Source organism: Micromonospora yongxingensis, from assembly GCF_052601155.1.
Genome location: NZ_JBQXEO010000018.1, coordinates 118,959 through 137,490, shown reverse-complemented (window position 1 = coordinate 137,490; position 18,532 = coordinate 118,959). Strand labels below are relative to the sequence as shown.

The window sequence follows — 18,532 nt, the reverse complement described above, 5'->3', positions numbered from 1 at the left end:
ACGGCCGTGACCGGGAGATCGCCAAGGCGCTGTCGGAACTCGCTGGGCACGGCGACGTTGCACGGCTACCTCGGCACATCACGATGCGGAACTAGTCGCACGTCGGTTGCACGACGGCCCTCTGCGGCTTCCTGACCTGCGGAAATGTACGTGCCTGAAAATCGGAAGGTCGGCGGTTCGACCCCCGCCCCTGGCCACATAGCCTTTCGCCGGGCTACAGAGATCCCGACCAGCGGAAACGCCGGTGGGGATCTTGCTTTCTGCGCTCCGGCCGCATCGGTCGCCGTTGCCCGTGGCTGCCCGCTCTTGGCTCGCGATCACCGCCACTAATCGCACGCAGATCGCACGCCGCCCCGCTTCTGCTGCCATCCGGTACGCCGCTGCCGGCTTCGGGGACTCGGCCTCGTTGTCGATCAAACGTAGACTTGCAGGCATGAAGCGCCCGCGTCTCCGGATGACGCAGCTCGTAGGGCTCCTGCTCCTGCTTGCGTCGGGTGTCGGGTTGTGGCTGGGCTGGCCCGAACAGGTCACGTCGCCACTTCTCCTCGCTGGGGGACTGGTGGCTCATGGTCCGACTGCCATTGCTGCATGGCGGGAGAGGGAGTCCAAGCCGCCGAAGTCTGCGGAAGAGGTCCTGAGGTGGTACCCGAAGTGGTGGGCCTGACCGCCTCCCGCTTCTGCTGCCATCCCCGTCACCCCCTGGCTAAGCAGGGGTCTAAGGAGGTGGGGCGGGCGGGGCTCGAACCCGCGACCGAGGGATTATGAGATCAAGTTGCCCGCCCCGCCGACCTGGGCACATGAGGGCCTAGCAGCGGAAAGGCCTCTCGACATCTCACACCACTCCCCCGCCGTCCGCCGACCTCTTGCGGACCAGATGCGGACCGCTCACGGTCAGGAGCCGGGCAGAGGTGACCGCAGCGTCCGCCTTACCCCTGACGGCTTGGCAGACTGACTGCGTGACGGATGAGCACGGCCAAGACGAACCCAACATCGGCCAGCCGCCCCGGACACCAACTCTGGAAATCGCGAGGCAGTTGGCAACGGAGTTGGCAGGGGTGGCGACTGTGGAGGTGGACAGCATCGAGGGCGGGATAGCGGTGGGCGTCACACCACGTAACCCCGATGCTCGTGCCTTCGGATGGACGGACTTCTCCGATGAACTCATCCTGGGGGTCGGTGACTACGGCGGCCGATGGGAACTGGAAGCCGGCCCTGAAGACGTCGCCCTGCTCCAAGACATCGCCCGTTCAGTGATCGCCGGCAGGGTCCGGGAGGTGTTCGCTCCCGGCCGCTCGGCCGTCTCGGTCACGCTCGCCGATGGATCAGTGGAGACCGAGATCGGAGGCGAAGCGCCGGCCGGCTGCCTGCCGCTACCCTTCTGGCGGCGTTGGTCCCGCAGCGTCCACTACGCCCCCTACAGGTAACCCGGTGTGAGCGTCAGATTGGAAGGGCGCGCTCAACTGGTCGTGATGCCCGAAACGCCTGCGACCGGCCGCTCGCCGGGTCGCTTCTCGCGCCCGCTCGTGACAGCTGCGCGCCACGGTTACTGGCGCGCAGATGGCCCGAGCCGCCCCCGGATCCCTAGCTGGGTCGCCCCGTCAGCTGTGGCAGCGAAGGTCTTCCCCACCGGGCTTAAAGCTGATGTTAATCCCGAGCTCGCCGTAGGTGTGCGTGCCTGGCGTAGCACGCCCATACCCAAGGAGTAGACGGACTTGCTGCCCGTTCGTTGTCCGGTCGGCGCAAAGCAGATTCCAATCTCCTGGCTCCGAGGCGATCCTCCAATGACCCGCCGTCAACAAGGTGCGGTAGTGGTCAAGGACCGGGTCCATCGACGTGCCCGGCGGCAAGCCGATATCCGCCGAAACAAGCCCCCAATCGTCGCTTTCACCCCCGCACGGGGCCTGATCGACACGGTCGAGGGTGGTGCCGGATGGAGGAGACTTCAGCACCCGGTCTCGTGTCAGCTGCTCGGCCAACCGATGATCGGCATCCGCGCACTCGATCGCCCGCGCGCCAGGGCTCTTGATCGGCTCGCCTAGCTGCTGGACGACGACGCCACACAGCACCAGAACACCGAGCAGCGCCGCGCCGACTACGGCGATGCGGGCAAAGACTTGCTGGGGCATCCGCCGAGGGTAGAACAGTAAACCGTCGGGGCGGTCCTGGAGGATCTCCTCGTCGGGCAGGTGTAGACCGTCCAGCCTCCCGGATGGGGCCAAGGTGGAGCGCCCTACCGGACGACCTTGGCCCCATCCGGGAAGGCTGGTAGCCCTTGTGGTGCCCGGCGAGGGGATCCGCAGCTGATGTCTGAGGGGGGTCGGAGTTCGGGGCGGTCCCCGAGGTCTTCCCAAGGTTTGTGCCCGTCAGCGGGGCCGGCCGGCCCGGCCGGTGCCGGCCGGAGGTCGCCTGCAGGCCGGGGCGGACTGCTAGTGCTTTTGCCCGCTTGAGGCTGCGCGCGGCTGCCGGACTTCTTTTTCGGGGATGACGTGCTCCATGCCGGCGTCGGTCAGCCGTCGGTTGAAGGTGGTGAACAGGTCTTCGGCAGCGGCGTGGTGGCCGAGCGCCTCGAGGGCGTGTATGGCGCGGCGGTGCAGGTCTTCGTTGTACGGGTCGACGCGGATCGCGTCTTGCAGCAGGGACAGGGCGCGCCGCGGGTCGGGCTGGGTGGCGGCCAGGGCGGTGTAGGCGTCGATGACGTGCCTGCGTAGGGCTTCTCGTGGCGGGTTGAGCCATGGCCAGTCGTGTTCGGCGGCGAGGTTGCCGGTGTAGGCGTTGATGACGGTCTGCCAGGCGGCGGGGCGTGCGGTCACAGCGGTGGCGGCATGTTCTACCGCAGCGTGGAACCGCCACAGGTCTACCTCGATGTGGTCGCGGCGCAGGCGGTAGCGGTCGCCGGCGTGCTCGATGAGCGGAACGTCGCTGACGGCGGCGACGGCTTTTCTGAGGTCGCTGAGGGTGGTGTAGAGGCGGGCGGTGACGGTGTGTGCGGGAAGGCCGGGCCAGATGGCGGTTGTCAGGTCTCGGCTGTTGGCGCCGCCGGAGTGCACGGCGAGGAAGACCAGGGCTTGGCGGGCGGCGGTGCGCCGGATCGTCACCGGCTGGCCGTGGCTCTTCAGCGTGGTGTCGCCGAGGATTTGCAGGTGCAGAGGCTGTTTGGTGGTGTGGCGGGGCGTGGTTGGCGCTTGGCCTCGAGCGGTCTGCCGTGGGACGCGCGCCCGGGTCGGCGGTGGGTCGGCTGCCGAAGTGAGTGGCGTGTTGTGTCCCGGGTGGGGCTGGGCCTGGCTGATCACTGTGAGCAGATCGGTGGCAGCCGCCGCGTTGAGAACGCACATTCTTGGCGTTGCCGGCTGCTCCTGGGTGCCGTCGTAGGCGTGACCGGTTGCCGTGATCTCCCAGGTCGCGCCGTGCCGCCAGGCTCCGACGAGGACTGCGATGGCGGTGCCGCCGGTGGCTGCGAGTGCGGCCTTGAGGCGGCGTGCGGTGCCGGGATCCTGCGGTGTGTGGGTGAGCAAGACCCGGGGCGGCTGGCGGGATGGGCAATTCGCCGAGCTGCTGCCCTGCCCAGTGGTGGTGTCAGGAGTCTGATGGTGCGGGTGTTCCTCCAGCACCGTCACTGCTTCCTGAAGTGATGCGGCGACGGTGAGACCCGAAACCGAGTGGATCCGTTGTGCGGAGGGGCCGAGCAGCCTGGTCAGGTCCCCGATTGTGGTGATGAGCGCCGTCCCTGCGCTGCGCTGGTGCAGGGCGCGCAGCAGGACGGTGACGAGAACGCCGCGAGCAGCATCGTCGGCGGCAACCCCTGTGAGCCCGACGCCCGCCGGGGGCACATCCGCCAGCAATGAGTCCGGCGGCTGTTCCGTGCGCTGATTCGGTGCGGTGAGATCGGATGGACCGGTGCCGTCAGAGGCGGCCAACGCTGCGTGAGTTGCGGTGACGGTCTCTGGCAGCGGGGCGAGGTCGAGGTTGTCGCGTTGCGCCGGCCCGGCCTCATCCGGGCGGTAGGCGCGCCGGCGGCGCAGCCACACGAGTGCTGCGGCCGCGGCAACCTGTTCGGCGCTAGCGTGGGGTATCCAGCCACCCGGCACCGTGACCCCGTCTGGGTCGATGGTGACCGTCGTACCGCGCGTCTCGGCGGTACGGGTGGTGGTCGTGTGGTGGTCGGCGGTGCCGACCGTCGTCGAGGGGATGTCTGCCGGTGGTGTGGGCGTCGTACTGGCGGAGGCGCTGAAGACCGCGGCGCCGGCCATGCCGGTGGCGGTGGCCTGAAGCGGTGTGGGAAGCGGTACCCGGCGCAGCCACCGCATCCCGGTGCGGGTCCTCGCGACCAGTCGGACGAGGAGTGTGCCGGCGAGCAACAGCCACACCAGCCAGGCGAGGATCGCCAGGGCGCCGGTCAGGGTCTGCTCGGTCAGGGGCTGTTCCAGCCACTGCCGCGCCTGCTGCGGGCTCGGCCACCGGCGAAGTGGCCATCCGACAGTGCGCGCCAGCAGCAGCGGCGGGCCGGTCAGCAGGAAGACGAGGAAGAGGCTGGCGCCTATCCTGCGCGGCCACCGCATCGCGGGCACCTCCCCCCGCAGGTTGCGGACCCGCCGTCGGGTCGGCTGACGCTGCCGCGCCGGCTCGCGCACGTCGCCCACCGGCAGCCGATGCAGCGTCTCGCGGCGGCTAAGCCGCGGTCCGCGCTCGTCATGGCGGCCCCGTTGCCGTGGGACGGATCAAGGGGCATGGGCGGCGGGTGCGGCGGGGCGGATGACGCGTGTCCACAACCGCGCGGCCCACCAGACGGCGATGGCGATGGCGTAGATGACGCCGAGGATGCCGGCGGCCTGTGAACTGACGATCGCGGCGGTGATCACGGCAAGGGGTGCGGCGAGGATGAGACGGAACACCAGCGGCGTCACGACTGCCATGACCACCCCGACGCCGAGGAGCAGGCCACCGACGCGGCCGGCGATGTCGATCCACAGGATGAGGTCGGGCCACCGGTCGGCGGTCAGGGAGTACTGGATCAACGCCATGCCGACGGCTGCGGCGACGACGGAGCCGGTCGGCACGGCCAGCAGCGCCGACCAGCCACCGTGGGGTGCGCGCCATTGCCGGGCGGCGACGACCGCCATGGCGGCGGCCATCAGCACAGTCGGGGTGATCGGCCAGAGGGCCCATCGGAGGAACGCGCCCACTGGCTGGCCTAGGTACTGGCTGGCAACCACTGCGTAGAGGCCCGCGATCGCGAGGCCGAGGGAGACGGCGGCGAGGATGCCGATGCTGATCTTTCCGCCTTCGGACCGGGTGTCGGGGGTGGGGCTGTGGGCGGCGGCGAGGGAGCCGAGGATGGTGCCCGCTCCGAGGCATGCCAGCAGGGCGAACACGGCAGCCATGGTGAGCTCGCCCCAGTTCAGGGTCACCCAGTAGTGCACGTTCAGCGTGCTGTGCTGCTCTGCGGTCATGAGGCACTGCCAGATCAGCGCCAGGGACGCGAAGCCGGGCACGGCGATGGCGACAGCCCGCCGCACCGGCGGCACCGGCACCTCGACGGCGCTCGCCATGCTGGGGTTGGCGGCGCCGGCGTCCGCGGCGCCTCGGGCGACAACGAGCGCCGGCTCCGTGACCACCGTCGGAGCGACGCCGGTCTCATCGGCGATGAGTTTCTCCAGTTGCGGCAGGTGCGCGCCGCCGCCGACGCAGTAGACGCCGGCGAGTTCATCGGTGCTGATCTCGGCTGCGGTGACCGCCTCGCTGGTCAGCCGCGCAGCGCGCTGCAGGACCGGGCGGGCGGCCTCCTCGAGCATGGCGTTGTTCACGATGATGGGTGGCCGGTCGGGAAGCGGCACGGTCACGGCCGGGTGATGCGCCAGGGCTTCCTTCGCAGCTTGAACGCTGGCGGCCACCGTCCACCGCAGTGCGCCATCACCGCCGTCCTCGGGCATGGGGTCGCCGGTGAGGAACGCGGCGAGCGCTTGGTCGATGGCGCTGCCACCGGCGCCCGGGTCGGCGAGGGTCGCGAGGACCTCGAAGCCGGCAGGGCCACGGCGCAGCACAGTGACCTCCACGCCCGCACCCAGATCGCAGACAGCGATGAACGACCCCACCGGCCATTGCAGGCCGGTGGCCACCAAATGCTCGGCGACGGCCACCGGCGCTTCCACCAGGCGTGGCTGTGGAAGACCGGCCCGGTGGGCGGCCTGCCGCATCCAGGTGCGCCGCCGCGGCCCCCACCCCGCCGGCACCACCAACCGCACATCCTGCACCGGGCCCCCGACGACCCGCTCGGCCTCGGCAGCGACGCGGCGCAAGGTAGCGGCCGTTAGCTCGAGAGCGTCAACAACAGCTCCGTCGACGGTGAGCCGGTCGTCGGCGGGACGGCGCGGTGCCGGGATGAACCGGTTCGGCTGCTCCGCCCCAGCCTGCCAGGCCCGCTGCCCTGTCCACATCTCGCCGTCCGGGGAGAGATAGACGGCGCTGGGCAGGTGCGGTGCGCCGTCGAAGGACAGTGGCGACCAACTGCCGTCGGGCCAGGCAAGGACGGCGACGGTGCTGGTGGTGCCGCAGTCGATCGCTAGCCGCGCCTCCCCCGCCTGCATAGGCATAGTCAAACATGAACATCTCGCATACGTCACCCCGCCACTACAGCCAGGAATGAGGGCCCGTCCGCTTCGCTTCTCGTGACGTCGCATCGGTGGCCTGTGCGCAGGGCGTCCTGACCTTTGCCGTCGTCCTGCGCCCGCCGGTCCCGCGTGGTACGTCAGTCGGATGGAGGTGTTGTTGCGCGGCGGGCCAGGCGACGGGCACGTCATCGACGGGGGCGGCGAGTCCGTGGTGTGGGGTGCGTGCCTGTACGAGCGCACCTCGAACATCGGGCGATCCCGCGGCCGGGACCTGCGCGTGTACCAGCACAGGCCCGACTGTTGCCAGCCGTACGGGCGCGGCTCGGAGGACCGCTGCGAATGACCTCGACGGGTGGACGGCACAGCATCCTCAACCAGTCAGCCCAGCGACTGGGTTCCTGCCGGACGTGCGCGTCGTCGCCGACCGCGTCGAGGGGGCCGGGTCGGCGGGCTCCATGTGCAGGGGGCACTCCGCTTCGGCGACGGCGGTCCACCACAGGTGGTCCCCGGTCGCCGAGGCCGATGAACCCGATCGGAGGTTGCGCGGTGGTCGTGTTCACGACGCGATGGCGTTCAGTTCGGTCAGTGCATCCTTGGGGAGGGTCAGCCCAGCAGCGTTGACGTTCTCACGCAGGTGCGTGACCGATGAGGTGCCGGGGATGAGCAGGAGGTTCGGAGAGCGCTGGAGCAGCCACGCCAGCGCGACGGCCATCGGTGTGGTGTCGAGGCGGTTGGCGACGGCGTTCAGTTCCTCGGACTGCAGCGGGGAGAAGCCGCCGAGCGGGAAATAGGGCACGTAGGCGATGCCCTGTGCGGCGAGGGAGTCGATCAGGTCATCGTCGTTGCGGTTGGCGATGTTGTAGAAGTTTTGGACGCATACGATCGGCGCGATGAACTGTGCTTCGGCGATCTGCTCAGCGTTGACGGTGCTGAGACCGAGATGCTTGATCAGGCCCTCCTGCTGCAGCTGCGCGAGCGCGGTGAACGGCTCGGCGATCGGGCCGGGAGTGGGTCGGTCGAGCCCACCGACGCGCAGGTTGACCACGTCGAGTGCGTCTAGCCCGAGGTGATCCAGGTTGTCGTGCACAGCCTGGCGCAGCTGCTCAGGAGTGAGCGCCGGCGGCCAGTTCCCCTCGGCGTCCCGCAACGCTCCAACCTTCGTCACAATGTGTAGATCGTCAGGGTACGGGTGCAAAGCCTCCCTGATGATCTCGTTGGTGACGTACGGGCCGTAGTAGTCGGCGGTGTCGATGTTGTTGATACCCAGGAGAACGGCCTCGCGCAGCACCGCCACGGCAGCGTCGCGGTCGGCCGGCGGACCGAAGACGTGCGGGCCGGCCAACTGCATCGCGCCGTACCCCATCCGGGTGAACGTCAAATCCTCCGCCAAGGTGAACGTCCCGCCAGGCAGTGGGGTCGATGTCATGAGAGTCCTCTCCTCGTTGTCGCAGGTCCACGCGCTTCCCGCCGACGCGGGCGCCAAACCGCGGCGCCCGCCAGAGGTGATGGCTAGCGGCGGATGTCAACGAGCGCCCATAGGCCGGCCGCAGGACGCGAGCGGGACTCGCAGGTGGCGCTAGGGAGCCGTCTTCTGACGCGATTCACAGCCGAGGACACCGATTATTCTGCTCCCCTTACACCCCGAAGCCCCTGCGGCGCCCCGCCGGCATCGCCGTGGTCCCACTTCATGTGCGTGGTCGATCGGCGAGGCCGCTACCTCGCCGGACCCTGCTGCGCGGCCTGCTGCACCGCCGCCACCACAACCTGCCCGACACCGACCCGGAACGGATCCTCGCCCTGGTCGAGTCGGGGCGTACCGCCCGGTCGGACGCGGCCGACCTGACCGAGCTGCTGCGGATCCTGGTCGACCAGGGCCGCTCCCTCGGCGAAGACCACACCCCTGGTCTCCCAGCTGCATCAACTGACGGCTGCAGTGCGAGCGGGTGCCTCCGTACGCACTCGCGCCCTCAGGACATACCTGTGTTGCGAAAGTTTGGTGACCGCCGATGTAGCACATAGATAGGCGTCACACACGCTTCCAGAGGAGTCCCCTCATGCTTCGAACCACCCCTCCCCTGATCGCCGGCGTCCTTGCCGCGGCGCTCGTCGCGCCGGTCGCGCCGGCGCAGGCGAGCAACCCACTCGCCCCGATATCCAGTTCCCTGGCGCGGACGCTGACGACAGCCTCCGGCGCGATCCCGGTGTTTGTGCACGGTACGAGCATCGGCGCCGCCCGGCAGGCGGCCGCCGATACCGGCCTCAAACTCATCACCACCTGGAACAAGATCGGCGTCGCGGTTGCGCGCGGCACCGCCGAGCAGATCTTGGCCGTTCGCGGTCATGCCGGTGTCACCTACGTCGAAGGTGACCAGCCGCTGCGGCCATACCTGTCGACCTCGAACGTCGCTACCCGAGGCGAGCAGGCGCGCGCTGAGCTGCGCGACGGACAGGGACGGCCGGTCGACGGGCGCGGTGTGTCGGCGGCGATCATTGACACGGGCGTGGACGGCACGCACCCGTTCTTCCGCAACGCGGACGGTACCAGCGCAGTGAAGCTCAATCTGAAGAACATTTGCGGCCCGCTCACCGACCTGGGTCTGCCACTCCCGCTACCCAACGACTCGTGCTTCCTCGACCTGACCGCGGCCAACGACACCGACACGCTGTCGGCCGGCGGGCACGGCACGCACGTCGCGGGGATCGTCGCCGGGCGGGACACGACGCTCACCGACGGCACCCGGCTGCACGGCGCTGCCCCTGACGCCACGCTGATCAGCCTGTCGGTCGGCGCGGGACTGAGCATCTTCGGTGCGGACAGCGCGCTGAACTGGGTGCTCGACCATCACCTGAACCCGTGCGCGGGCTGCCCACCGATCAAGGTGAGCAACAACTCGTACGGCCCCAGTGGCGGTGGGGCGTTCGATCCGAACTCGGCGACCACCAAGTTGCAACGGGCGCTGGCCGCCGAGGGTGTCGTCACCGTCTGGGCGGCCGGCAACGACGGCCCGGACAACAGCGCCACCAACCCTCCGGGTCAGGACGCCACTCCGGGCATCCTCATGGTCGCCTCCTACGACGACCATGGCACCGGCACCCGCGACGGTAGCGTGTCGACGTTCTCCAGCCGCGGGGCGGCGGGACACCCGGAGACCTACCCGGACGTCTCGGCACCCGGATCGAACATCACCTCGGCCTGCCGGCCATACCTGCTGATCTGCTCGACCGGTCTGGACCCGCACAACGGCCCCGGGCCCCTGGACCTCGGCACGTTCAACACGATCAGCGGCACCTCGATGGCAACCCCGCACGTCGTGGGCATCGTTACCCAACTGTTCCAGGTCGCACCGAACGCGACCCCGGCCCAGGTCGAGGACGCGCTCAAGGCCACGGCGTACAAGTTCACGGACGGCGCGGCCTACCAGACCGTCGGGCCCTACACCACCGCGGTCGACAAGGGAACCGGCCTCGTCGACGTATACGCCTCGGCAGTCCTGCTGGGGGCGACACCTGCCTGACGGCCGATCAGCTCAACGGCGCAGTAGCGATTTCAGCCGGCACCGTCACCGACAACAAACAGCACCACGGAGCGGACGATCACCGGCTGGCGACATGCCGCGATGACCGTGTTTGCCCTGGCACAGCTCACGATCCACGACCAGGACCGCCCGTACGCCGGGACGTTCATGAACTAGTACCGGGGGAAGACTCCTCGCCGCCGACGAGGCGCCGGAGCGCCTGACAACAGGAGAAGGTCATCCCGACGGCGTCCGAGGACAGGCAACACTTCGAACGCTGGGCCTGCTCCCCTGAACACCGGAAGCCTTCCGGAGACCGGGCGTCCGCGACGGACAGCCCGGTCCTCCGGGTCAGGCCGGCCCGGCTGCCCTCTACACCGAGCGACGCGTCAGCACCTGCCCACCATCGGCAGGCTGCACGCTTCATCGCCACCGTGGTCCTGGTGTCGGGTGCGCCGACGGGCACCGCATTAGTTCAGCCGAGTGGGCCGCCTCGGTTACCACCATCCAAACAGCAGCGAAAAGATTGGCAGGACCGGGCCACCATGACCCCCCCCCCGCTCATCGACGTGTCCGGACGTCTCTTCGGACGCAAGCGGTCAAAATCCGTAAATTGCGGATCGCGGCAGAAGCGGATGTTCGCTGCGAGACGATGCTCTCGGTCTGACCCATCTTGAATGTGCTGGTGAGCCCGCAGTGGGTGGTGTCAGGAACGCTGAAGGGTCGCCCTGATGCTGGAAATGGCCCCGTTCCGGCGCTGAGCCGTTCACGACCGGTCACTTGGTCTGCTCGGCCAGCGCGACGATAATGCCCGCGGGGCCGCGGAGGTAACAGAGCCGATAGCTGTCCTCGTACTGCACCAGCTCGCCGATGAGTTCGGCGCCGTGTGGTCGCAAGCGGTCGAGGATGTCGTCGATGTCTTCGACGGCGAACATGATGCGATGTGCGCCCAGCGTGTTCGCCGGAGCGCGCGGGTCGCCCTCTCGGCTCGACGGCGTCTGGTACTTGGTCAGCTCGAGCCGTCCGTGGCCGTCCGGGGTGCGCATCATTGCGATGTCGGATCGGACTCCCTCGAGCCCGACGAGGCGATCCACCACACTGCCCTCGACTGTCGCCTCGCCTTCCAGCTCCAACCCGAGCTCGACGAAGAACGCCTTCGCAGCCGCGAGGTCGTCGACGACTATGGCGATGTTGTCCATCCGCTGGATCGTCCCGGGGTGGGGGCTTCGCTGGTCGGTGTCGTTCATGATGATCTCCTTTCCGGGGGCGGCCGGCGGGTCTGGCGGCGCATGTGCGTGTTCAGGCGCGCTGGCGTTCGTTCTGTTGCTGCATAAGCTCCTCGATGGCGGTGGGCAGGGTGGTCTCGAAGTCGATCAGCTTGGCCCAGGTCGGCTTCACCACGACCCGGACCATGCCGGTGTAGAGCGACTTCACACCTTCCTCCCACTCGGCCCGTTGCTCCGGCGTCATCTCGTAAGTGCCGTTCCACTGGAGGTACTCGTGCGGGATGCCGTCGACGACATCCAGCTCCGCCTGGCCGCGGATGAGCAAGACCCTCGGTGGGTGCGACTCGGTGTCGATCGTCAGCGCGACCGCGGGATTGCGGCGCAACGCTGGTAGTTTCCGCGCGTTCGTCGCGGTGCACATGACGATTTCCGTGCCGTTCCAGACGATTCCGATCGGGATCGACCTCGGGGTGCCGTCCAGTGCGATGAAGGCCAGCCTGGCCAGGTCACGGGCCAGCAGTTCCTGGCTGAGTGGGCGGTTCAGTACCTCGTCGATGGCGTTCTGGTCCATGGTTCGAGCTCCTCAGTTGTAATAGCGGCGGGCGCTGGACCCGACGCGGGAGATGTCGGTGCCGTAGATGTGCAGGCTGATGGCGGTCTCGTCGCCGGCGTTACGGATGCGGTGGATGTCGCCGGGCGGCGCGAAGCCGCTGACCTCGCCGGGACGGTTGTCCCGCCCGCCAATGGGGTTCAGCGCTTCGTCGAACAGTTCCTCGTGCTCGATGCCCGACAGCACGCCCACGACGCACCAGGTGATGTGGTCGTGGATCCGGGTGGTCTGCCCAGGGCGCCAGACCAGGCCAAGTATGGAGAACGCCCCGTCGGGCTCGGCGTGCAGCAGGTGGCCCGCGACCCGGTCGGGCCGGCCGAGACGCTGATCGGGCGTCAGGATCTCGGGGCCGGGCAGGTGCACGCGGAGCTGATCGGCTACCAGTTGCGAGGTGTCCGTCCAGCCGGTCCGCACGTCGATCGCCTGGCGCAGGGCCGCGACGAGATCGGTGAGCGTTGCCAGAGAGCGGGTCATGGCCGCGTCCTCCTTCACAGAGCGGGTTTGTCCCCCTTCAGCGTCCCGCGCGCCGACTTATTCGTCTAATGACAATTCTTGGGCTAACTCATGTGTATCGTTTATGCATGCTGGATATCCTGCGGCTACGGGTTCTCGCAGCGATCGCCGCGCAGGGCTCAGTCACCAAGGCCGCCAAGCACCTGAACTACTCCCAGCCCGCCGTCAGCCACCATCTGGCCAAGCTGGAGGCCGAGACCGGGGCCAGGCTCGTCCAGCGGGTCGGCCGGGGCATCCGGCTCACCCCCGAGGGCGAACACCTGGCCCGCCGCGCCACCGAGATCGTCGGCCGGGTCGACACCGCCGCCGCGGAACTGTCCGCGATGGTGGGCCTGCGTACCGGCCGCGTCCGGGTCGCCGGCTTCCAGTCGGCGCTCGCCGCGCTGGTGCCGCACGCCGCAGGCACCCTGCGCCGCGAGCACCCCGGCATCGAACTGCACCTGATCGAGGCGCACCCGCGCGTGGCACTCGATCTGCTGCGGGCCGGGCAGGTCGACGTCGCGGTCGTCTTCCGCTACGACGACACGACCCCGGACGACATCCGCGCCACGCACCTGTTCGACGACCCGATGTACCTGCTCAGCCTCGAACCCGGCCAGACACTGGCAGGCAACCGCGACTCCGCCTGGATTGCGGGCTGCGAGAACTGCCGCCGCGAGTTCCTCGATGCCTGCGACAAGGCGGGCTTCGTCCCGCCCATCGCGTACACCAGCGACGACATCATCGTCCAGCAGGCACTGGTCGCCGCGGGCATGGGCGTGACCACCATGCCGGGGCTGGCCCTGCGCACCCACCACGCGCCCGGAATCGAGGCCAGCATCCTTCGCGACTTCCAGCGGCACGTCTACCTGGCCACCTATGGCGACCCGCCGGATCCGCCGGCGACCACGGCCTTCGTGAGCGCACTGCGCCACGCCGTCCAGCAGGCCCGACCAGGTGAGCCGACCCCACCCACGTAGGGTCCCGCACTCGACGAGCACCAAGGAGCGACCAGAAGATACCGAATCCACAAAGCCATCCCGGACGTCCGCTGACCGAGCCGTCTAGATCGACACAGGCGAGTCCCAGCTCAGTGAGTCGACCAACCGTCAACCTGATCAGGACGGGATGTCAGCTGGCACCCGCAGCCTGTCTGTCCCACGTGGATTGACAGGCAGAGGCGTGCCAGGACCGGGATCCAGCCGGCGTTGACGCAGCACGCCAAGACAAGCACAAGGTCACACATTCACATCGACAGAAGCGGATGCGCCGCCATGTCGATGGCACATCGCTGGTCACGGAACGTCAGAACAGCCACCGACACTACCCATGGGTCTCGCTGAGGCACCGCTGGTCGGCTCGGGAGCGGTTGGAGGTGCCGGGTGGCGTGCGGCTGGCGGCGGCCAGTACCGGCGGACGGTGCGTTCAGACCGGCCGATCCGCGCGGCTATATCGGCTGGGTGCAGGTTGGGCTCACGCCAATACCAGTAAGCCACCGCGCCGGCGGTCTCCGACGGCACGAGTCCCCCATCGGAGACCGCGCCCCCTGCGGTATCCGTCTGCGTTCTGGGTCCCTTGTCCGGCCTCCGTGGCGGCGGATCCACGCGCTGCGCGTCGTCGAGCCGACCTAGCGTCTGTCGGTTCGCGGATCGCTGGTGCGGGCGCGCGGAGCGGGACCCCTTCCCGTTGGCGGTGTCGGCGGGCGTGGCGGGGTCGCTGGCAGCGGCCGCCTGCGGCAGGTGGTCATCGACGGCAGCGGCATCAACGTTGGCCGTGTTTCCGGCATCCCGGCGGGCACCGTCAGGTGCGGCAGTGGGTGCGCCGGCCGTTTCCTGCAAGGCGGTTGGCACGGTGACGGCTCCGACCGGCCGTCGAGTCCGTGTGCCGGCTGGCGCGGCCTCCGCCCGAGCGGCGGGGCGCTGCTCGGGAGCGAGTGTGCTGGGCTGCGCCGATCGCTGTCGGGGCACGTGGGTGGCGGACTCTGTGGCGGCCGGTGGGGATTCGGGCGATGCGATCAGCGCAGGCTGGTGGTCAGGTGTCGCCGCGCGGATCCTGGCGGTGAGCTCGACGAGGCTGACGCTGGCGACGATGACGAGTCCGTCGACGGATATGGGCAGCAGGTATGCGGCGGCGGCTTCGGTTTCCCCGTATCGGGTGGCGACGCCGACGAGGTGCCAGTAGCTCACCCAGGTCGCGATGGCGGCGATGATAGCGGTCGCGATGATCCGGATGATGCCGAGGGAGCGGCGGTGGTGCGGGACGCGGGAGATCAGCTCGACGGTGAGCAGCAGCGCCAGTGGTGGCCATGCGGCGATGATCTGGCTGATCGGGTTCGGTCGGGCGTGCAGGACGTTCGCCGCCACGGAGGTGGCGACGCCGAGGGTGAGCGTGGCCCGTACGGCCCAGCGCAGCCGCCGCAGATGCACACTGCTGTCAGCCCACGCCGCGGCGTTCGTGGTGGTGGTCGGATTGCCGGTGTGCGGTGAGGTGCTCATGCGGGCGCTCCGTCTGCGCGCGTCGCGTGTGGCGTCCGCGCATGATGGCCGGGGTGGTGCAGGTCGGCGGTGAGCTGGTCGGCCAGGGCGAGGGTGTCGTCGGTGGGTTCGGCGTCGATCTCGGCGAGCCGGCGGGTCAATGTCCGGCGCAGCGCGCGCACGGCGTCGAGGTGACCGAGGTGGGCGCGGGCGCGCATAGCGGCCTGGTACAGCTGTTCGGCGTAGGGGTGTTGGCTGATCGCGGCGTCGAGGACGGCGAGTTGCTCCGTGGGTTGGCCGGCGAGTTCCTCGGCGAGGGCCACGGCGGCGTCGAGGGCGTCCTGGCGGATGGCCTCCCGGTAGGGCTCGAGCCATTCGTATTCGCGGCCCTCGGCCAGTGGCCGGTAGGTGTCGACGGCGCGGCGTAGCGCCGCGACCCGCTCGGGTTTAGAGGCGGCGGCGTCGGCGGCACGGATCGCGGCGCGCATCCGCCACAAGTCGATGTCAAAGCGTTCGGGGTTGAGTTCGTATCGGCGGTGGGGGTGGGTGAGGTAGGTGCCGGGGCCGCCGTTGCGCCGCAGGACGCCGCGCAGGTCCGAGACGTAGGTGTGCAGCCGGTGCACCGCTTTGCTGGCGGGCGCGTCGGGCAGCAGGTCGTCCAGGATCGCCTCCGTGGACGCGCTGCCATCGCGGACCGCCAGATACACCAGCAGTTCGAGGGACTTCGCGCGCAGGCTGCGTTGCGGGTCGCCGTCGACGATGGCGGGTACGCCGAGCACGTTCACCCTGACTCGTCCGGGCTGCGTCGTCGGCTCGACGCCAACATCACGGTGACTCGCGGCTGGCGACCGCCCGGCGACGGCGGCCCGCCGGTGGTTAACGGCGGTGGTCGGGTCGGCTGGTGGGTGGGCGTCGCCGCCCTCGCGGGCTACGCCGGTCAGCTGGGCGGGAACCGAGACAGCGCTGCTGGCGACGGCGCCCGCCAGGGCCTGTTCGTTGTCGGTGGCGCCGGTCCGGTCGTGGCCGGCCTGCACGTTCTGCTCGGCGTCAGCGTCTGTGTCAGGCGGTGCGACAACCGGTGTTTCTGTCGGTGTGGTCGCGGCGGCCGGGATGGGCGTCGCGCGCTGCGGCGGTGATGCGGCTTCGGTCGGGGCCGGCGGCCGCGGTAGGCCGGTGTGCGACTCGGCGAGGGTGGCCAATAGGTCCGCGGTTTCGGCAGGCGTGAGGATCGCAAGCCGGCCCACGTCGGCGGGATGCCTGCCAGGGCGCTGGCTCTCTCCATCGGCGGGGGTGGTGACGCCATCGTCGGCCACCATGACGGTGTTGCCGTCGGGCCACGGGCCGAGCAGCACCCCGCGGATGTCCAGGCGTTGGCCCTGCGCGAGCAGTGCGGCGACGCGGGCGCGTTCGTGGCGGGTGCTCACGTCGGCCAGGAGCATGATCGGTGGCTGTGGTTCTTCGTAGGGGTCGGTGTGCCGCAGGTCGGCGACAGTGTCGACCTCATGCCGGTCGACCAGCCGAGTGCGGTGCATGGTCCGCGCCTCGAGAATTTCAAGGGCTTCGTCGAGCCCGGCGGTGATGGTCAGCCGGGGTGTGCGCGGCAGGTTGACCGCCGGGGTGCCGAGCAGCGTGGCCGCGGTCGGGGACGGCATCACCACCTCGGTGCGGGCGTCGGGGTGGTGCAGGCCGCCGGCGGCCAGGGCGGCGGTGAGGAACCCGCGGGCGGCGGCGTGCGCACCGGGACCGGTGAGTCCGAGTCCGGCGGGCGGCCACAAAGCCGACAGCGGGTTGGCCAGCGACGGCAGGACGGGCCCATCGCCGTCTGCTGTGGTTTCGCGGCGGGTGTCGGCCTGGTTCGGCTCGTCAGCGCCGGGATGGGTATCGGGGCGGGTGCCTTTGCCTTCGTTCTCCGTTTGGGCGCCACTGCCTACGGTGAGGCCGTCGGTGTGCATGTCGACGCCCACCGCGGGGATCGTGTGGGGGGCGTCGCTGGTCGGCGCGTTGGCGTGGCCGGTGGTGAGCCGGCGCAGTCCTCGGCGGATCTGGCCGATCACCGGTGGCATCGGCGCGAGATCGGGATGGGGCGTGCGTGGTGTGGCCGTGGGCGGCCGGGGAATGTAGCGGCGCTGGCGATGCGCCCACACCAGCGCTACGGCGCCCGCGATGGCCAGGGCTAGGCCGATGTCTACCCAGCTACCGCTCGGCAGAGACACGCCGCGCGCATCCCGATCGTGGGTGGGGGCATCGCCCGCATCGGCGTTGGCGGCAAAACCGGTCGCGGTGGGGGCGGGCTCCGGGGCGCCGCTGCTCGGCGCTGCGGCCGTCCTGGTCGACGCGGGTGTGTTCGGCGTGACCGTGGCCGGGGCCGAGCTGCCTGGGGCGGGGGTGGGGCCGTTCAGCGAGGGTTGCGGTGCCTCGGCGTCGGGTTGATCGGTCGGCGGCGGCGTAGGCGGCCCCGCATCTCTTGGGCGGCCGTCTGGGCTGGCGTGGGCTGGCAGGTTGAGGGTCCAGCCGGGATAGATCAGGTTCGGGTTGCGCAGCGTCCCGCCGACGCCGGGGAAGCGGGCGCCGCGGTTGAGGGCGAAGATATCCGGCCAGCGGCGGGCGTCGCCCAGGCACCGCTCGGCGATCTCGGAGAGCGTGTCTCCACGCTTGACGATGTAGGTATCCCCCTGGCCGGTCGCGACACTGTTGAGCTTGGTGCCGCTCGCCGCCGCGTGGCTGGGGAGGGTGTGACTGACTTGCGGCGGGGTGAGGTGCACCGCGTCGGGCGAGTTGGTCATCTCAGCGTTGGCGGGCGCGGCGGCGTTTGCGGGGATGGCACCCGTGCTCGCGCTGACCGCGGTGGCTCCCAGCACGGCCGCGGCCAGTCCCTGCAACGGTCCCGGCAGGTGCAGCGTGGGTAGCCACCGCAGCGTGCGAGTGACCCGTGTGTAGGTGCGGGCGCCGACGGCGGTGACGAGCAGCGCCCAGATCAGCCAGGCTGCGGCCTGCGCGAGGCCGGCAAGGAATCCGCCGGTCAGCGGTTGTCGGACCCAGTCCCAAATCGCCCCGGTCGATGGCACGTCAGGCGTTGGCCATTCACCGAGGTGGAGGAGCGCGGCCGGAACGGCCGCGACCAGGAGCACGGATGCCATCGTTGTGGCGATAGAGCCCGTTCTGGTTCGCATCACTGCCTCCTGCCGGATTGGTGTCGCCTGGCTAACATGCGCGCCACGGGACATCGCAGGCGTGGAGCTACAGGGGCGACGGGCGGTGAGTGGGGGTTCCTGGCCGTTGGGTCGACGGTATGACCACAGGCGGTCGAGGAAGGTGCCGTGAGGGCTGACAGTGCCTCACACAGCCTTACAAGACCTCACATCAGCAGGTCAGAGGCCCGCGCCGCGACCACCAGAGAGAAATCGAGGGACTCCAGGGCCTCGCCCATGCCCTTCCCCAGTGAGGTACGTAAGGGGCTTGGGCTCGCTCCTGTGCTTCCGCCCTGACATGGGGTGGGCGTTATTGTGACGTGGTGCCGACCTATTAGTGGGGTGGTCAGCTCCTACCGTTGCCCGACTTGGGGCCGCTTCACCGCGCCAGCGTGGCAGTGCGCCGATGGCCGTTCGTCGTG

14 protein-coding genes are annotated in these 18,532 nt (G+C 69.6%); 4 read left to right on the top strand and 10 right to left on the bottom strand.

Annotation, left to right across the window (positions count from 1 at the left end; translation table 11 throughout):
* Window positions 1-956: 956 nt before the first annotated feature.
* The gene (locus ACTWLT_RS21615; protein ID WP_445319951.1) at window positions 957-1,424 is read left to right on the top strand and encodes a hypothetical protein; all 468 of its coding nucleotides are present in this window, start codon (window positions 957-959) and stop codon (window positions 1,422-1,424) included.
* 174 nt (window positions 1,425-1,598) lie between these two features.
* Here ACTWLT_RS21615 and ACTWLT_RS21610 read toward each other — a convergent pair whose 3' ends face one another.
* The 3 genes from ACTWLT_RS21610 to ACTWLT_RS21600 form a co-directional block, all read right to left on the bottom strand.
* Window positions 1,599-2,126, bottom strand: a complete 528-nt coding sequence (locus ACTWLT_RS21610; RefSeq protein WP_445319950.1) for a hypothetical protein — start codon at window positions 2,124-2,126, stop codon at window positions 1,599-1,601.
* A gap of 300 nt (window positions 2,127-2,426) precedes the next feature.
* The gene (locus tag ACTWLT_RS21605; protein WP_445319949.1) at window positions 2,427-4,637 is read right to left on the bottom strand and encodes an AfsR/SARP family transcriptional regulator; all 2,211 of its coding nucleotides are present in this window, start codon (window positions 4,635-4,637) and stop codon (window positions 2,427-2,429) included.
* A 78-nt stretch (window positions 4,638-4,715) separates the two neighbouring features.
* Window positions 4,716-6,845, bottom strand: coding sequence for an Hsp70 family protein (locus ACTWLT_RS21600; protein WP_445319972.1), 2,130 nt, complete (start codon window positions 6,843-6,845; stop codon window positions 4,716-4,718).
* Between ACTWLT_RS21600 and ACTWLT_RS21595 the strand changes: the two genes are divergently transcribed.
* Window positions 6,751-6,948 (top strand): hypothetical protein, encoded by a 198-nt coding sequence (locus ACTWLT_RS21595; RefSeq protein WP_445319948.1) that lies wholly within the window; start codon window positions 6,751-6,753, stop codon window positions 6,946-6,948. The two genes, ACTWLT_RS21600 and ACTWLT_RS21595, sit on opposite strands and share 95 nt — an antisense overlap.
* 213 nt (window positions 6,949-7,161) lie before the next feature.
* Here ACTWLT_RS21595 and ACTWLT_RS21590 read toward each other — a convergent pair whose 3' ends face one another.
* On the bottom strand, window positions 7,162-8,031 hold the full coding sequence (locus ACTWLT_RS21590) for an aldo/keto reductase family oxidoreductase (RefSeq protein WP_445319947.1): 870 nt from the start codon (window positions 8,029-8,031) through the stop codon (window positions 7,162-7,164).
* 287 nt (window positions 8,032-8,318) lie between these two features.
* Window positions 8,319-8,501, bottom strand: a complete 183-nt coding sequence (locus ACTWLT_RS21585) for a hypothetical protein (RefSeq protein WP_445319946.1) — start codon at window positions 8,499-8,501, stop codon at window positions 8,319-8,321.
* 158 nt (window positions 8,502-8,659) lie between these two features.
* Here ACTWLT_RS21585 and ACTWLT_RS21580 point away from each other — a divergent pair, with 158 nt between their 5' ends.
* Complete coding sequence (locus ACTWLT_RS21580; RefSeq protein ID WP_445319945.1) at window positions 8,660-10,120, top strand: S8 family serine peptidase; 1,461 nt, start codon at window positions 8,660-8,662, stop codon at window positions 10,118-10,120.
* A 776-nt stretch (window positions 10,121-10,896) separates the two neighbouring features.
* Here the strand turns inward: ACTWLT_RS21580 and ACTWLT_RS21575 are convergent.
* The 3 genes from ACTWLT_RS21575 to ACTWLT_RS21565 are packed head-to-tail and all read right to left on the bottom strand — an operon-like array spanning window position 10,897 to window position 12,430.
* Window positions 10,897-11,367 carry a VOC family protein gene (locus ACTWLT_RS21575; RefSeq protein WP_445319944.1) on the bottom strand — a complete coding sequence of 157 codons (471 nt, stop codon included), beginning with the start codon at window positions 11,365-11,367 and terminating at the stop codon, window positions 10,897-10,899.
* A 52-nt stretch (window positions 11,368-11,419) separates the two neighbouring features.
* Complete coding sequence (locus ACTWLT_RS21570; protein ID WP_445319943.1) at window positions 11,420-11,917, bottom strand: pyridoxamine 5'-phosphate oxidase family protein; 498 nt, start codon at window positions 11,915-11,917, stop codon at window positions 11,420-11,422.
* A gap of 12 nt (window positions 11,918-11,929) precedes the next feature.
* Window positions 11,930-12,430: a cysteine dioxygenase family protein gene (locus tag ACTWLT_RS21565; protein ID WP_445319942.1), complete on the bottom strand. Its 501-nt coding sequence runs from the start codon at window positions 12,428-12,430 to the stop codon at window positions 11,930-11,932.
* A gap of 107 nt (window positions 12,431-12,537) precedes the next feature.
* Here ACTWLT_RS21565 and ACTWLT_RS21560 point away from each other — a divergent pair, with 107 nt between their 5' ends.
* Window positions 12,538-13,428: a LysR family transcriptional regulator gene (locus tag ACTWLT_RS21560; protein WP_445319941.1), complete on the top strand. Its 891-nt coding sequence runs from the start codon at window positions 12,538-12,540 to the stop codon at window positions 13,426-13,428.
* A gap of 315 nt (window positions 13,429-13,743) precedes the next feature.
* Here the strand turns inward: ACTWLT_RS21560 and ACTWLT_RS21555 are convergent, their stop codons facing one another.
* Together ACTWLT_RS21555 and ACTWLT_RS21550 are read right to left on the bottom strand one after the other, a co-directional pair.
* Entirely contained in the window at window positions 13,744-14,943 is a 1,200-nt protein-coding gene (locus tag ACTWLT_RS21555) for a DUF2637 domain-containing protein (RefSeq protein WP_445319940.1), read from the bottom strand.
* Window positions 14,940-18,059: a BTAD domain-containing putative transcriptional regulator gene (locus ACTWLT_RS21550; RefSeq protein ID WP_445319939.1), complete on the bottom strand. Its 3,120-nt coding sequence runs from the start codon at window positions 18,057-18,059 to the stop codon at window positions 14,940-14,942. The genes ACTWLT_RS21555 and ACTWLT_RS21550 overlap by 4 nt, the downstream gene beginning before the upstream one ends.
* Between the last annotated feature and the right edge of the window lie 473 nt (window positions 18,060-18,532).

Excerpts from the sequence above, each read along its gene's own strand:
- ACTWLT_RS21610 (WP_445319950.1), bottom strand. The coding sequence starts at position 2,126 with ATGCCCCAGCAAGTCTTTGCCCGCATCGCCGTAGTCGGCGCGGCGCTG.
- ACTWLT_RS21595 (WP_445319948.1), top strand. The coding sequence starts at position 6,751 with ATGGAGGTGTTGTTGCGCGGCGGGCCAGGCGACGGGCACGTCATCGAC.
- ACTWLT_RS21590 (WP_445319947.1), bottom strand. The coding sequence starts at position 8,031 with ATGACATCGACCCCACTGCCTGGCGGGACGTTCACCTTGGCGGAGGAT.
- ACTWLT_RS21580 (WP_445319945.1), top strand. The coding sequence starts at position 8,660 with ATGCTTCGAACCACCCCTCCCCTGATCGCCGGCGTCCTTGCCGCGGCG.
- ACTWLT_RS21575 (WP_445319944.1), bottom strand. The coding sequence starts at position 11,367 with ATGAACGACACCGACCAGCGAAGCCCCCACCCCGGGACGATCCAGCGG.
- ACTWLT_RS21570 (WP_445319943.1), bottom strand. The coding sequence starts at position 11,917 with ATGGACCAGAACGCCATCGACGAGGTACTGAACCGCCCACTCAGCCAG.
- ACTWLT_RS21565 (WP_445319942.1), bottom strand. The coding sequence starts at position 12,430 with ATGACCCGCTCTCTGGCAACGCTCACCGATCTCGTCGCGGCCCTGCGC.
- ACTWLT_RS21560 (WP_445319941.1), top strand. The coding sequence starts at position 12,538 with ATGCTGGATATCCTGCGGCTACGGGTTCTCGCAGCGATCGCCGCGCAG.
- ACTWLT_RS21555 (WP_445319940.1), bottom strand. The coding sequence starts at position 14,943 with ATGAGCACCTCACCGCACACCGGCAATCCGACCACCACCACGAACGCC.
- ACTWLT_RS21550 (WP_445319939.1), bottom strand. The coding sequence starts at position 18,059 with ATGGCATCCGTGCTCCTGGTCGCGGCCGTTCCGGCCGCGCTCCTCCAC.